The organism is Flavobacterium omnivorum (assembly GCF_900099915.1).
Lineage (GTDB): Bacteria > Bacteroidota > Bacteroidia > Flavobacteriales > Flavobacteriaceae > Flavobacterium > Flavobacterium omnivorum.
In genome coordinates, this window is sequence record NZ_FNDB01000003.1 from 357,516 (window position 1) to 371,764 (window position 14,249).

The 14,249-nt window shown below is 34.5% G+C and carries 13 protein-coding genes; 6 read left to right on the forward strand and 7 right to left on the reverse strand.

The window, feature by feature from the left end:
• Nucleotides 1-50: 50 nt before the first annotated feature.
• On the reverse strand, nucleotides 51-443 hold the full coding sequence (locus tag BLS90_RS05280) for a GxxExxY protein (protein ID WP_091256031.1): 393 nt from the start codon (nucleotides 441-443) through the stop codon (nucleotides 51-53).
• Nucleotides 444-490: 47 nt separating this feature from the next.
• Nucleotides 491-1,642: an aminotransferase class I/II-fold pyridoxal phosphate-dependent enzyme gene (locus tag BLS90_RS05285; RefSeq protein WP_091256034.1), complete on the reverse strand. Its 1,152-nt coding sequence runs from the start codon at nucleotides 1,640-1,642 to the stop codon at nucleotides 491-493.
• Nucleotides 1,643-1,938: 296 nt separating this feature from the next.
• Here BLS90_RS05285 and BLS90_RS05290 point away from each other — a divergent pair, with 296 nt between their 5' ends.
• The 6 genes from BLS90_RS05290 to BLS90_RS05315 all read left to right on the forward strand — a co-directional run bounded on the left by BLS90_RS05290 (nucleotide 1,939) and on the right by BLS90_RS05315 (nucleotide 6,984).
• The gene (locus BLS90_RS05290; RefSeq protein ID WP_139171387.1) at nucleotides 1,939-2,478 is read left to right on the forward strand and encodes a hypothetical protein; all 540 of its coding nucleotides are present in this window, start codon (nucleotides 1,939-1,941) and stop codon (nucleotides 2,476-2,478) included.
• A gap of 502 nt (nucleotides 2,479-2,980) precedes the next feature.
• Nucleotides 2,981-3,904: a transporter gene (locus tag BLS90_RS05295; protein WP_091256038.1), complete on the forward strand. Its 924-nt coding sequence runs from the start codon at nucleotides 2,981-2,983 to the stop codon at nucleotides 3,902-3,904.
• Nucleotides 3,894-5,450, forward strand: a complete 1,557-nt coding sequence (locus BLS90_RS05300) for a phosphatase PAP2 family protein (protein WP_091256041.1) — start codon at nucleotides 3,894-3,896, stop codon at nucleotides 5,448-5,450. Before BLS90_RS05295 ends, BLS90_RS05300 begins: the two co-directional genes overlap by 11 nt.
• Nucleotides 5,451-5,719: 269 nt before the next feature.
• Nucleotides 5,720-6,232 carry a DUF2975 domain-containing protein gene (locus BLS90_RS05305; protein ID WP_091256043.1) on the forward strand — a complete coding sequence of 171 codons (513 nt, stop codon included), beginning with the start codon at nucleotides 5,720-5,722 and terminating at the stop codon, nucleotides 6,230-6,232.
• 66 nt (nucleotides 6,233-6,298) lie between these two features.
• Nucleotides 6,299-6,772, forward strand: coding sequence for a DUF2975 domain-containing protein (locus BLS90_RS05310; RefSeq protein ID WP_091256045.1), 474 nt, complete (start codon nucleotides 6,299-6,301; stop codon nucleotides 6,770-6,772).
• Between the two features lie 2 nt (nucleotides 6,773-6,774).
• Nucleotides 6,775-6,984: a helix-turn-helix domain-containing protein gene (locus BLS90_RS05315; protein WP_091256047.1), complete on the forward strand. Its 210-nt coding sequence runs from the start codon at nucleotides 6,775-6,777 to the stop codon at nucleotides 6,982-6,984.
• A gap of 164 nt (nucleotides 6,985-7,148) precedes the next feature.
• Here the strand turns inward: BLS90_RS05315 and BLS90_RS05320 are convergent, their stop codons facing one another.
• From BLS90_RS05320 to BLS90_RS05340, 5 genes are all read right to left on the reverse strand, one after another.
• Nucleotides 7,149-7,430: a FoF1 ATP synthase subunit delta/epsilon gene (locus tag BLS90_RS05320; RefSeq protein ID WP_091256050.1), complete on the reverse strand. Its 282-nt coding sequence runs from the start codon at nucleotides 7,428-7,430 to the stop codon at nucleotides 7,149-7,151.
• Nucleotides 7,431-7,510: 80 nt separating this feature from the next.
• On the reverse strand, nucleotides 7,511-9,022 hold the full coding sequence (gene atpD / locus BLS90_RS05325) for a F0F1 ATP synthase subunit beta (RefSeq protein WP_091256052.1): 1,512 nt from the start codon (nucleotides 9,020-9,022) through the stop codon (nucleotides 7,511-7,513).
• A 259-nt stretch (nucleotides 9,023-9,281) separates the two neighbouring features.
• Nucleotides 9,282-10,775, reverse strand: coding sequence for an SGNH/GDSL hydrolase family protein (locus tag BLS90_RS05330; RefSeq protein WP_091256054.1), 1,494 nt, complete (start codon nucleotides 10,773-10,775; stop codon nucleotides 9,282-9,284).
• Between the two features lie 34 nt (nucleotides 10,776-10,809).
• On the reverse strand, nucleotides 10,810-13,635 hold the full coding sequence (locus BLS90_RS05335; protein ID WP_091256056.1) for a carboxypeptidase-like regulatory domain-containing protein: 2,826 nt from the start codon (nucleotides 13,633-13,635) through the stop codon (nucleotides 10,810-10,812).
• Nucleotides 13,636-13,996: 361 nt separating this feature from the next.
• On the reverse strand, nucleotides 13,997-14,249 hold a 253-nt coding region (locus BLS90_RS05340; protein WP_139171388.1), incomplete at its 5' end, for an integrase core domain-containing protein.

Sequence of the window (14,249 nt, forward strand, 5' to 3'; positions counted from 1 at the left end):
AGCTCATGGATGACACAGATTTAACTGATTGTCACGGATTTTTAAAAAATTTATTTTAGTTTTTTTCTGTCGTTACTGTAAATGGACCTTTTAAATTCTGGAGTTGTTCCAAAGTTCAATAACAATCCAATTTCTACATCAGTTGCTTTTAGATAGTTTAAAAGTTGGGCTTTATGCTCGTCTAACAAACATCCACAGGCTTTAAGTTCAAGAATAATAGAGTCTTCAACCAATAAGTCCGCAAAATAGTCCCCTACCAATTGACTTTTATAATATACTTTAATTTGTTTTTGAGCTTCTACTTTATACCCTTGGGATTTTAACTCTAAATACATGGCATTTTGATACACTTTTTCAAGAAACCCATATCCAAGTTCGTTGTAAACTTCAAAATAGATTTTCAAAATAATCTCGCTCAAATTCTTGTGCAATAAGTCACCCATTGTCTTTATTTTAAAAATAAAATCCGTGTTAATCAGTTAAATCCGTATTATCCGCGTGCCATAAAAACAAAAGTACTCAACAATCGCAACACTTCCGTGATTTCCTCACTGGAATTATAACTGTGTAAACAAAAACGCAAGCGTTCCTGCCCTTCGGGAACGGTTGGCGAAAGTATCGCTTTTACATCAAATCCTTTTTCTTGTAGTTGGTTCGCAATTGCTTTTACTTTTTCATTTCCCGGAATAATAGCCGATTGTATCGCTGATTTGCTTCGAACGAAAAGCGGCTTTAATCCCAACATATTCTTTTCCTGATTAAAATGAATGATGTTTCCTCGAAGTACTTCTATATTTTTTTTATTTTTTTCTAAAAATTGATAGGCAACCAAAATCGTAGCAACCGAATGCGGCGAAAGCCCCGTGGTATAAATAAAACTTCGAGCGAAATTTATCAAATAATCCCTTAATTCAACTGAACCTAAAATCGCTGCTCCATGACAACCCAATCCTTTACCGAAAGTCATAATGCGAGCAAAAACGTGATCTTGCAAGCTCAACATTTGAATAAATCCTTGGCCTTCTGCACCAAAAACTCCTAAAGCATGCGCTTCATCAACAACAAGATAACACTGGTGTTTATTTGAAACCAAAATCAATTCTTCCAGATTTGGACAATCACCATCCATCGAAAAAACAGATTCGGTGACGATATAAATCGTGGTGTCTGGATTTCGTAAAATCAATTCTTCTAAGTCTTCAAAATCATTATGGTTAAACTTATAGGCTTTCGCATTCGACAGTTGAATTCCGTCCCGAATAGAAGCATGACACAATTCATCGTATAAAATCAAATCTCCTTTTTGTGGAACCGAGCCAAAGAATCCAAGATTAGCATCATACCCGGAATTAAAAATTAGCGCTGTTTCTGATTGATGGAACTCAGCAATGAAGTCTTCTGTTTCTTGATACAATTTATGATTTCCAGACAATAAGCGGGAACCGGTTGCTCCGTTTTGAGTGATTTTATTGCGAATTAAAAACTCGTGCGTTTCCTCAAAAATAATTTCGGATTGTGAGAACCCAAGGTAATCATTGGAAGAAAAATCAATCCTTTTGCTTGATGAAGGTAATTTTCGTAACGCATTATGCTGCTTTCGAATTTCAAGTTTAGCAGACAAATTTTCTGGAAAATGTTTCATAGACCACAAAAATAAGCATCTTTTTTGGTTTATAAATTTTGTGTCCCAATTGTTTAATTTTCTATCAAAAATTTATAAAAAACAAGCTGTTTTTATCTAAACCCAAATTTGGCTTCTTCATCAATGAAATCATATCCATAATAAATTAACGCCAAGAGTAAACCTATGAAAACAATTTGTGTAAATTTTTCCGAAAACGGTTTCGATTTACAACTTTATTAAATTTATGTTAATAAAAACTTAAAATTAACATTAAAGATATTAACCTATGAAATAGTTTTCTACTTTCGGCTACTATGAGACGAATTGCATCACTTTTTCTAATAGTAACGTTGTTTTACAACGTGATGGGATACTATCTGATGTTTGCTTATCAAGAAGAGCAAGCATGGGTATCATCTATGGAAAAAAGAAATGATTCAGAGTTTCAAGTAATTCAATTGAACGCCACTTTATACTCGTTTATCGAAGACACTGATTTTGAATATGTCAATGAAGATGTGGTTATCAACAATAAAAGTTACCATATTTTCAAGAAAAGAATTCAAAACAACATACTTAGTCTGTACTACCTACGCAATTCACATCAAGATGCGATCAGTCAAGATTTAAAAGACATTGTTGACAATCAATTATTTAACGGTTCCTCATCTAAAGAGTCACCGGTAAAAAAACTCATGAAGTCTTTTCTAAAAGATTACGTACCAAATACAGCCGATTGTTTTACTTTTTCACCCAAAATAGAAGCAGTAGTTGTCCCTTTTAATGAAAGTCCTACACCGTCCTTACACTCAGGACACGTTGCCAAAGCTTATACTCCACCCGATTTCGTTTAAATCTTTTTTCATTTTAGTAAAGTTGTTCGCTTTTATCTGGCATTTGAAGTCTAGATAATTCACGGTTGCTTTTTAGCTAAATCTGTACATTTATTAAACCCTTTCATTAGAAATTACGCCTGCAAAAAATGCAAAACAAACTTTTGTGTTTTAGGATTCCTCTTTTTAGATGACTTCACCGGCATACTATATTTCAATTCTGGTCTGTTTTGTACCACTAGCTTGTAGCATCCTGAATTAAATTGATTGGCAAATTCAAATATGGATTTTTGAATAACATTCTTTATTTCAAAGAAAAGCTTTCATCGATCAGCTTTGTGTTGTAAAATCACGCATAAATTATTGGCGAAAGCCAAAAGTAAATCTTGTTTTATAGCGACACAATTGATCAACCAACCTAATTTTTAGCACATACTTTCTCTCCGGAAGAAGTTCTTGTTACCCTATTTTATCACAATTGACCATTCAAAAAAACTAAACCATTAACAAAAATCAGTTATTAATGAAAAAAATTTATCTGAGTTGCCTGCTGTTCGCACCCTTATTTATGAATGCTCAAACTGAGATTGATGGCATTATGATGAGCAAGAATAATTTTTGTTTTGGAGCAGTGTACCAACAAAGCACTTGGGACGAATATTGGGAAGGAACATTTAAAAGAGAAAATCTTAATCTTGGCACTGTTTCTACAAAATCAGTTACTCTAAATGGAAACTACGGAGTTTCTGATAAATTGAACATTATTTTCACTCTTCCGTATGTAGAAACAAAAGCTTCCGCTGGCACAATGGAAGGCCAAAAAGGATTACAGGACCTATCTTTAACCGTAAAATATATGCCTTTTCAAAAAACGATTGGAAAAGCAAGTTACTCTTTATATGTCTTAGCAGGTTTTTCAGTTCCAGTTTCTGATTATTCAGCAGATTATTTGCCTTTAAGTCTTGGCATAAAAAGCAAGACTGCATCTTTACGATTGATGGGTGATTATCAAAGAGGGCGTTTTTTCACCACCTTATCTGGTGCGTATGTAAAAAGAGCTAATATTACCATTGATCGAAATTCCTATTATACTAACGAAATGCATTACACCGATAAAGTGGATATGCCAGACGCTATTTCCATTAACTACAGAATAGGCTATCGTTCCAATAGATTAATCGCTGAAGCAGTACTTGATAACTGGGTTACGCAATCTGGAGGATTTGACATTACAAAAAACAACATGCCTTTTCCAAGCAATACTATGAATGCATTAAAAATAGGTGTAAACACTAAATATACGCTCAAAAAAATACCAGCATTATCTATTATTGGAGGATGTAACTTCGTAACACAAGGTAGAAATATTGGACAATCAAACACCTTTTATGGTGGTTTACTCTACAACATTAATTTAAAAAAAGCAGTAAAGGAAAATGAAAAATAAATTACAAAAAGCAGCCTATACCAGCCTTTTAGTTTTGTCACTTACGTTGAACTTTTCTTGTAGTGACGAGTTAACAGAACGCAACGAACTATTTCCACAATTGAACCCAGCCAATACAGACGAATTAGCAGGAACCTGGAAAACATTTCTATTGACTAAACCTGATGAATTTTCTTTGGATGCACCAATAGAAACTACTACAGCTGCATTTACAAGAGAAATTAACGAAATAAAAAGTTATCAAGCGAGTATAACGCCACAGCAGAAAAAAATAATAAAATACTGGAGTGCCGGAGGTGTTTTACGTTGGAATGAAATCATGCGAACATTAGTGGCAAGACACAATCGTCCACCGTATCAAAATGAAGACGGAACTTATCCGGCACCATCTGCGGGAAATCCATTTTCGAATCCTGAATTTCCTTTTTCAAATCCTCCATATGCAGCCAGAGCTTATGCTTATGTAAGTGCGGCGCAATACGATGCGATGATTGCGACTTGGCACTATAAAAAACTGTACAATAGAGCTGCACCTTTTACCGTTGATGCTACTGTGCCGGTTTTAATCCCAAAAAGCACGTTACCTTCTTACCCATCTGAAGATGCAGTTCTAGCAGGAGTTACTGTTGAATTATTAAAATTATTATTCCCAACAGAAATTGCTTACATACAAGAAAAGGCTGAGGAACAAAAATTATATCGCATTATCAGTGGTGCCAATGTCCGAAGTGATGTTGATGCAGGGATTATTTTAGGCAGAAAAATTGCAGGCAAATTTATCGCCAGAGCGGCTTCTGATGGAACTGGAGCAGCTATTGGTAATCAAACGCTTTGGACACAACTGGAAACTCAAACTGCTGCCACAGGAGAAACTCCTTGGAAATCATTAGATGTCCCTGCAAGACCTCCAATGTTACCATTATTTGGAAAAGTAAAATCATTCTTGATGTCTCCTGAAATGGTTGTTGCCAATCGCCCGGTTCCACCGCCTTCTACAAAATCAGAACAATTTGCAAAAGAATTAGCTGAAGTCAAAAGATATGGACAAAATGCGACCAGAAAGAACATGCAAATCGTTACTTTTTGGGCTGATGGTGTAGGAACTTATACGCCCCCCGGACACTGGAATGCAATTGCCTCAGAGTCATTTGTAGCACTAAATTATAGTGAAGTACGATGGGCAAGAAATCTTGCTCTATTAAATATTGCTATGATGGATGCTGCAATCAGTTGTTGGGATGCTAAATACACCTACTTCAACCCAAGACCTTCACAAGTAGATCCGTCTATAAAAACATTAACAGGAACGCCTAATTTCCCTTCCTACGTGTCAGGACACTCCACGTTTAGCGGTGCTGCATGCATAGTTTTATCACATATCATTCCCACAAAAAAACAAAGTTTTGTAGCTATGGCAAAAGAAGCTTCGGATTCTAGAATGTTTGGATGCATCCATTACAGAAGCGATTGTGAAAAAGGACTTCAACTTGGTGAAAAAGTAGGTGGTTTTGCTGTAGCAAGAGCTCTTATTGATGGTGCAGAATAACTTAAAATAATTAAATTGATAATTTGTTTAAAGGTTTGTTTAAAAATTCTTTATCAGCTAAAGCCTAACAGATATTGGAAACCTGTTAGGCTTTTTTTTATAAAATTTATTTAAAAAGGACTTTTTCCTGAAGCATTTTCAATTTTAAAATTAGAATAAAAGAAAAGTTCCTAAAATTAATCTTTAAAAAATTTTTATTGTTTTAGAATATTTAATTATTGTTTATCAATAATTATTATATATTTGTTGAAACTTATAACTTTATAAAAATGAAAAAATTACAAATCTTGAGAGCTATTTTGGACTTTTTCTGGTTTTTTTCTTTAATCAGCGAAATTGGAATTTTGATATTCTTAGCATTTTATTTGTTTGATCCTGATATGGAAATCCCTATAAAAATAAACGGTCACGTAATAACACCTACTACGCTACTTTCTAAGTTGATTATTTTAGCCAATGTGATCAGTGGAATTCTCTTTTTATACAGCATCTACGTATTGAGAAAAGTGGTTGGGTACTTCCAAAAAAAAGAAATCTTTAAATCTGAGGTTATAGAAAATTTTAATTTAATCGGTAAATTAGTTATTAGCTCTTCACTTATTAGCCATTTATCCTTGTTCATCTTCAATTACATCAATCGAGGCCCTGTAGTCTTCTCAATAGAATTTGGAAACTATGACTCCTTCTTAATTTCAATTAGTTTGGGGATGTTTTTCATGGTGATTAGTGAGGTTTTCAAAATAGCTAAGAATATAAAAGAAGAAAACGAATTAACAATTTAGTACTAATAATCAATTACAGTCTCCGATTAAAATCAGCAATTAACTATATTAAAAAATTGAAATAAGATGAAAAAAATAATTATTCTGAATTGGGTATTAAAAATATTTATAGCATTATTAATCTTAGCAGTTCCAATAAACGAGGTTTTACGGTATAACCTATCTAATGAAGCAATAACTTTAATGTACAAAGATTCCATTTTCGGAAATTTTAGTCCTTATGTAATGTTCTTACGCATCGCTATTTTAATATTTGCACTTTTTAACATACAAAAAGGGTTACAAGGATTTATTAAAGAAGGCTTTTTTAATTTCAAAAGCTCAGAAAGATTTAACAGAAGTGGTTATCTTTTATTATTTTTAAGTGTTTCTGGAATTATAATTACATTGTTAGGCATGAATCAATCACAAGAAGTCGAAACACTATCTAATATAATTATTGATTTATTATTACTAGCAATTGGTATTGGGCTATTAGCTTTTTCTGATGTTATCAAAAAAGGAAATAGTATCGAGACAGAAAATAATCTTACAATATAACCATGTCTATTATAATTAACTTAGACATAATGCTAGCTAAACGAAAGATGCGTTCCAATGAATTAGCGGAACGAATGGGAATAACCACTGCCAATCTTTCTATTTTGAAAACCGGAAAAGCAAAAGCAATTCGGTTTTCGACTTTAGAACTGATTTGTGAAATTCTGGAATGTCAACCCGGAGACATTATGGAGTTTACAAAAGACAAATAATTTCCTGTTCTCTGCATTTTAGCCCAGATGGCAACGGCATCCTTTTGTAAAGCTACAAGCCTTTGGCTGGAAGTTCTACAAAAGATATAGTGGACAGCTGGAAATAGCTCCAAAAAAAAAGCCTCACAAATTGCGAGGCTTTCATTTATTTAATCAAAATTACTTTAGTCAACTAAAACAATAACTTTGTTATCTTTCATTTCAATTGTTCCTGAATTGATAGCAAGGGTGTAATTTTGGGCATCCAGCTTGGTGAATTTACCTGCAACCTCTTTTGCAAATGTAAAGTTAGTAGCTGTAATTTTCACTACACCTTTTCCTAAAATTGAAACGATTGGTGCGTGGTTATTCAAAATTTGAAAGCTTCCATCAACTCCGGGCAATGTAACCGAAGTTACTTCTGCTGAAAACAATTTTGCTTCTGGTGATACTATTTCTAATAACATATTTCTTTTTAGTTTAAAGTTTAAAGTTTAAAAGTTTAAAGTTACGAGTGAACCTTAAACTTTAAACTTTTAAACTAATTTTAAGCTTCCGCTAACATTTTTTCTCCAGCTTCGATAGCTTCTTCAATTGTACCTTTAAGGTTAAAAGCGGATTCTGGCAAGTGATCTAATTCACCGTCAATAATCATGTTAAATCCTTTGATGGTATCTTTGATATCAACTAAAACTCCTTTCAATCCCGTAAATTGCTCAGCAACGTGGAAGGGTTGAGATAAGAAACGTTGTACACGACGTGCTCTTGAAACGGCTAATTTATCTTCTTCAGATAACTCTTCCATACCTAGGATCGCAATGATATCTTGTAGTTGTTTGTATTTTTGTAAAATCTCTTTTACTCTTTGTGCACAGTCATAATGCTCATCACCTAAAATTTGAGGAGTAAGTATTCTTGAAGTAGAATCCAATGGATCAACTGCAGGATAAATACCTAACTCAGCAATTTTACGAGATAATACTGTTGTTGCATCAAGGTGAGCAAATGTTGTAGCCGGAGCTGGATCCGTTAAATCATCCGCAGGTACGTAAACCGCTTGTACAGATGTAATAGAACCTTTGTTTGTAGATGTGATACGTTCTTGCATCGCACCCATTTCTGTTGCTAATGTTGGTTGGTATCCTACTGCAGATGGCATACGACCTAAAAGTGCCGAAACCTCAGAACCTGCTTGAGTAAAACGGAAGATATTATCCACGAAGAACAACACATCTTTCCCTTGATCAGTTCCTGCTCCATCACGGAAATACTCCGCAATAGATAATCCAGAAAGTGCTACACGAGCACGAGCTCCAGGAGGCTCATTCATTTGACCGAAAACGAAAGTAGCTTTAGACTCTCTCATTCCTGGCATATCCACTTTAGATAAATCCCATCCTCCATTTTCCATAGAGTGCATGAATTCATCCCCGTATTTTATAATTCCTGACTCTAACATCTCACGAAGCAAGTCATTTCCTTCACGTGTTCTTTCTCCTACTCCTGCGAATACAGAAAGTCCACCGTGACCTTTTGCGATATTGTTAATCAACTCCTGAATCAATACTGTTTTACCAACACCTGCACCACCAAACAATCCAATTTTCCCTCCTTTTGAGTAAGGCTCAATTAAATCGATTACTTTAATACCGGTGAATAAAACTTCAGAAGAAGTAGATAGATCTTCGAATTTTGGTGCTTGTCTGTGAATAGACATACCGTTTTCTCCTGTTTTTGGTAAATTACCTAAACCGTCGATTGCATCTCCAATTACGTTGAATAAACGACCGTAAACATCGGCACCAATTGGCATTTGGATCGGATTTCCTGCTCCAACTACTTCATAACCTCTGCTCAAACCATCTGTTGAGTCCATCGAAATGGTACGTACTGTATTTTCACCAATGTGAGATTGTACTTCAAGTACCAATAAAGTACCATCTTTTTTTGTGATTTCTAACGAATCATAAATTTTTGGAAGTTCAACATCTTTACCGTTGAAAACTACGTCAACTACTGGTCCAATGATCTGGGCAACTTTTCCTATTACTTTTGACATTACTTATGTGTTTATTAAATAGCTATTTAGGTTTATGAATTAGTACTAATCGAAACGTATCGATTAAATGCCTTTTTCAGAGCGCAAAGATAATTTTTTAAAATAAAAAATCAACACCTTTTACGATAAAAAAAGGATATTTTTAATAGCTCGCGTAGAAATGACCAAGAAACGGACAAAAGAGCACAATATCCTTAAAAATAAACAACCACCACGTCAAAAGACGGGTGGCTGTTTATTGTAAAAAAATGAATTTTAATTATTGAATTGTAGCTGGATATTGAATTCCATATAAACCTAAGTCAACCCCTTTAAGATTTGAACCGTATTTAACATTAATTGCTTCAATGAATTTATTCGCAATCAGAGCATAACCTCTAGGACTTGGATGAACTCCGTCTAGAGAAAAAGTACCCCCAGTGACATAAGCAGCAGTCATGTGAAAATTACCAAAGCGAATTCCGCCATTGTTTAGCTGATTCAAAATAGAAGCAGCATCAACGAAAGCCAACCCATTAGATTCGGCAGCAGCTTTAATTGTTACATTATAAGCATCTGTAGCTACTTTTATCTCCAAAACCTCCGAAGCTGTTAAAACTCTATTATCTTGCAAAGGATAAGTTACTCCAACAGTATTAAACGGAGCAGGAACTCCAGCTTGTGATGTTCCAATAACCGTTCTAGTTGTTAATAATACAAAATCCTTATTGGCAACATTTGCACCTCCGTTAGCATGACGCGCTTGCCCGTATAAACTACCCATTAAGCCTGCTTGACCAGCAGGAACTCCAGCAGCTATTAATGCACCAGTAATTTGAGCGCTATAATTTACTAAGGTCTCATCTCTTATCAATAGGGGATTTGTAGCCGAAGCAGTTAATGTTTTAATTCTAGTGCCTGCACCCAAAGCCGTAAGGATTTGTTTGACAGGTCCCAACAACTGCGAGTTCAACTGCGTTGCTGTAGCTGCATTTAACGGTACTGGATTATAAGGAACTGTTGTGAAAAACGGAAGATTATTAATATACGGTAAGTTTGCAACAACTCCTTTTCTGCCTCCAGTGGCAAGAGCAGTCGCTAAGGCGTTATAAGCAGCATTAAAAGTACCTGCAGGAGTTATATCATTTCCTAAAACAGGATCTTGTGACGTTGGCACACCTCCATTAGTTGCATATCCTAAAACATCATTTCCACCTATAAATAAGGAGAAAAAAGTTGGGTTTTGATCCGTAGCATCTTTAAGCATACTTGACATTGCCGTTTTAGCAAATCGTCCAAAATATGGATTTGCTTGACCGTAACCTGCCACTCCTAAATGAATTGCTTTTGCACCTGGAACACCCATATTACTGTAATATCCAGAGATACTAGCACCAAAAACAGTCCCTGAAACACCAGAAACATTTACGGGTCCAGCTCCATTAAAATACAAACGCGTTGGGAACTGAGGGATTTGATTCCCACCAATAGAAAAACCTCCTCTATTGTCCTCTGCCATGAATGGATTTGTAAAAGCACCTCCACTAACCAGAGCAAACTGCTCAGCCATGATGTTTGGATATGAATTTTTTTGACCCGCTTTAAAAAGTGCTCCATCACTGTATCCAGCTGCAAATGAATCTCCTAAGGCAACGAATTTCGAAAAATCTGCTGTACCCGCTGTTAACGGCTCTTCGACAACTACTTCATCGTCGTTATTACATGCTGCGAAGGTTAGCGAAATCAACAACAGCCATTTGAAATTTTTTATCATAATATATTTTTTAAAATTATTGCCCTTTTTAGTTTTATGGGTTGATTGTCCATGAAGCAAACCATTGTTGACCTATAGCACCCGCTCCTATTACTTGAATATAATCCTTTCCACCAATATTAGTAGCACCTACTTTAAGTACTGATTTTAATTTAGGAAAACCATAGTTAATTTGAGCATCTAACACTGTGTTTTCTGGAACAATTCCATCAGCAAAAGAAGACTGCCATAAATACTCCGTGTTGTATCTTGCGTTTATATTGAACCCAAAGTTTTCAAACAATCTTGAATTTCCAATTGAAGCTTTTACTCTGTGTTTTGGAGTGTTGAAACCAGCTATAAAACTAGGATCTTCTTCTTGGTTAAAATTAAATTCAGCATAATTGTAATTCACACCCAATTCAAAATCTTTATATACTTTTTTAGATAAACCTACACCAAAACCTAATGAAGTAATTTTTGCAGTTGTATTGGTATATACTTGATAAACTCTTCTATCACCATTAGCTAAAGCGGATAATGTAGCTAATGTAGCTGGATTACCAAAGTCAAATGTTGTATTAACATCTCCATAATACGGACTGATTACTCTTGATGTATTCATGAAATCATTGTAAATATTATAGTATCCATTCACATCAATTGACAAATCGTTGTTTACAACAGAACGATAACCCAATTCGATTGCCTGCACCTCTTCTGGCTTAACTAATCTAGGATTAGCTGTTTTCAACAAAGCTGCTGCTGCAGGAACATTTGTTGGATTAGCAGCAATAGCAGCACTAAATGCTTGTACCGAAGTCAAAGTGTATGAATTATTATATGCATTTTGACCTGTTAATGTCAAAGTTGAAGGTATTCCCAATGCTTGACCTGCGGAACTAACTCCTCTAACCTCTGTAAAACGATCTAAATTCTCTGGAGCAGAACCAATCAAAGCAAACGGTCCTAAGTCAAGACCAATATACTGATCTTGTGTTGTAGGGTTTCTAAATCCTGTTTGATAAGAAGCTCTAAAATTGTGTCTTTTAGTTGCTCCTGCAGAATACACCAATGATACACGTGGCGAAATGTTTCCATTAAAATTTTGACTTTTATCGTAGCGCGCTGATCCTGTAAATTTCAATCGGTCATCCATGAATTTTTTAGTCAATTGACCGTAAGCGCCATATTCGTTATATCTTAAAGGACCATCAAAATCAGTAAAGATTGTTCCTTGAGAATTCATTTCATATTGCCTGAAAGAACCACCTAATTGAATCTCAGCAAATTTTACTAAATCTTTGAAATTATAGTTCACATCTGAATGATAAATTTTTGACTGATCAATAAACTTAGCCCCTTTGGTTAGATCTGGCTCAGCAATTGCTGCAGCCAAAGCATTTTTGAACTGTACAGAACCCGGCTCAAATCTCGCACTTCCTGTTGGAGTTGGTAAAAAAGGCAACCCTGTTGGTTTAATATTGAAATCAGCATAATTTCTTGCATTCGCAGCTGATTGTTGTGCGTTAGTACCTAATACTGCTCCCGAAAGTTGATATGCAGTAGCATAGTTCGTAAACCATTCTGTATCTGATTTTGCAGCTCTGTTAACATTCCAAGCAGCAAAACGCATATCATAAGAATTTCCCGCATCCTCGTCAGTCACATACCCTCTTACAAAGAAATTTTTTCCTTTTATTTCTAATTTAGATTGTTGCATAAAGAAATCCCCTAATGCATATCTATTTGCTCCTTGATATATTGTACTTCCTAAACCTATTTTATGTTGTAAAATAATTTCGGTTTCCCCTTCCCAAGGTTTAAAATGCAAAGAAAAATCAGCTTTTACACTTCTTACTTTGTTATCATTTAAATCTTGCTCACGGTACCCTGTTCTGCTTACTTGCCCTACATTAGTTATGAAGGTTGTAACCTCATCTCCATACAAGTTTAAACCATCATAATTTTGATTATTAGCATGTCCGATGGAGCCTCCAGTGACACTTCTTTGATCAGCAGCAATCCATTCCGTAGCTCTCAAAAAATTAAAATTTCCTTTAGCAGCAAAATGTTTACTAAATGCTTTGGCAGCTCTTAATCCAAAATCAAAATAGTCATTAGTACCCGCAGCCTGTTGCGTGGTCTGACCATATTTTACATACGTACTAATCCCTTGATTTGTAAAAGGATTTTTACTGTTCATAAACAAAATACCATTGAAGGCATTTGCACCATATAAAGCTGAAGATGCTCCTGGAAGTAACTCCACACTAGCAACATCAATATCTGATAGTCCAATTAAATTCCCTAGTACAAAGTTCAAAGCAGGTGATGAATTATCCATTCCGTCTACCAATTGCATAAAACGTGTATTTGCCACTGTAGAAAATCCTCTAGTATTAATGGACTTGAAGGAAATACTACTTGTATTAAAATGCACTTCTTTAAGATTTTCTAAACCATCATAAAATGTTGGTGCGGTAGTGTTTTTAATTTGTTGAATACCCATTCTTTCAATAGTAACAGGTGACTCAATCACTCTTTCAGGAGTTCTTGAAGCTGAAACCACAATCTCGTCTAGCTTATTCTCTTCATCTAAAAGCGTAACAGCAATTTTTTGATTGTTTGAAGAGACAGCAATTTTTTGGGATCGGTACCCCACACTTGTAACCTCAATTGTAAATGGTGGCTTTACGGTAGATTGCAACGTAAATGCCCCGTTTAAATCGGTAGTCGTACCCGAAGAATCTCCAACAATCTTAATGTTGGCTAAAGGAATAGGCTGGTTGTTACTGTCTGTAACAATACCTGAAATTGAGTTTTGAGCAAAAGTTAGGCTACAAAAAAACAATGACAAAAAAAGTAAATACACTCTCATTGGGTTATTATTTGTTGGTTTATGAAGCCAAAGTACAAATATTTTTGATATTAATAAAAAAGTCCCTTAATAATTTCATATTTATCAGCTAAATTGCCTCATTTGCACTTATTCTACATTTGATTCTAATTTTTTAATGTTAAATTTTGCAATAAAAAAACAAAATATCACTATGCATGCATATAAAAAATACAGATATCACAAAATTTTTATTAATTTTTAGATATTTGATAAAAGTGATTGAAAACTAAAAATTTATCTATAATTTACTACGATTGAAAAGTATCAGGACTTTACCATATCTCGATAAAACTGTCTTGTCCTGAATAACCGATACAGATTATTAGATAAAAATATTTAATTAAACACTTGCAAAAACGTTTTTGCAAGTGTTTTTTGTTTTATATGTCCTCATTTTAATTTGACTTTGTATATGCATTTTGTTTGGAGTCAGCATGAAATTAGAATAATGAGGTCTTAATTCATTGTATATACTGATTGATTCTTTTACAATTTGTTTCATGATTTTTAAATCTAGGTTGTATTTATCAATCATGAATTCCTGTTTTAATATTCCATTTATTCTTTCTGCTACTGCATTTTCATATGGGTCA

Excerpts from the sequence above, each read along its gene's own strand:
- BLS90_RS05290 (WP_139171387.1), top strand. The coding sequence starts at position 1,939 with ATGAGACGAATTGCATCACTTTTTCTAATAGTAACGTTGTTTTACAAC.
- BLS90_RS05310 (WP_091256045.1), top strand. The coding sequence starts at position 6,299 with ATGAAAAAAATAATTATTCTGAATTGGGTATTAAAAATATTTATAGCA.
- BLS90_RS05320 (WP_091256050.1), bottom strand. The coding sequence starts at position 7,430 with ATGTTATTAGAAATAGTATCACCAGAAGCAAAATTGTTTTCAGCAGAA.
- BLS90_RS05305 (WP_091256043.1), top strand. The coding sequence starts at position 5,720 with ATGAAAAAATTACAAATCTTGAGAGCTATTTTGGACTTTTTCTGGTTT.
- BLS90_RS05285 (WP_091256034.1), bottom strand. The coding sequence starts at position 1,642 with ATGAAACATTTTCCAGAAAATTTGTCTGCTAAACTTGAAATTCGAAAG.
- BLS90_RS05315 (WP_091256047.1), top strand. The coding sequence starts at position 6,775 with ATGTCTATTATAATTAACTTAGACATAATGCTAGCTAAACGAAAGATG.
- atpD (WP_091256052.1), bottom strand. The coding sequence starts at position 9,022 with ATGTCAAAAGTAATAGGAAAAGTTGCCCAGATCATTGGACCAGTAGTT.
- BLS90_RS05300 (WP_091256041.1), top strand. The coding sequence starts at position 3,894 with ATGAAAAATAAATTACAAAAAGCAGCCTATACCAGCCTTTTAGTTTTG.
- BLS90_RS05335 (WP_091256056.1), bottom strand. The coding sequence starts at position 13,635 with ATGAGAGTGTATTTACTTTTTTTGTCATTGTTTTTTTGTAGCCTAACT.
- BLS90_RS05330 (WP_091256054.1), bottom strand. The coding sequence starts at position 10,775 with ATGATAAAAAATTTCAAATGGCTGTTGTTGATTTCGCTAACCTTCGCA.
- BLS90_RS05280 (WP_091256031.1), bottom strand. The coding sequence starts at position 443 with ATGGGTGACTTATTGCACAAGAATTTGAGCGAGATTATTTTGAAAATC.
- BLS90_RS05295 (WP_091256038.1), top strand. The coding sequence starts at position 2,981 with ATGAAAAAAATTTATCTGAGTTGCCTGCTGTTCGCACCCTTATTTATG.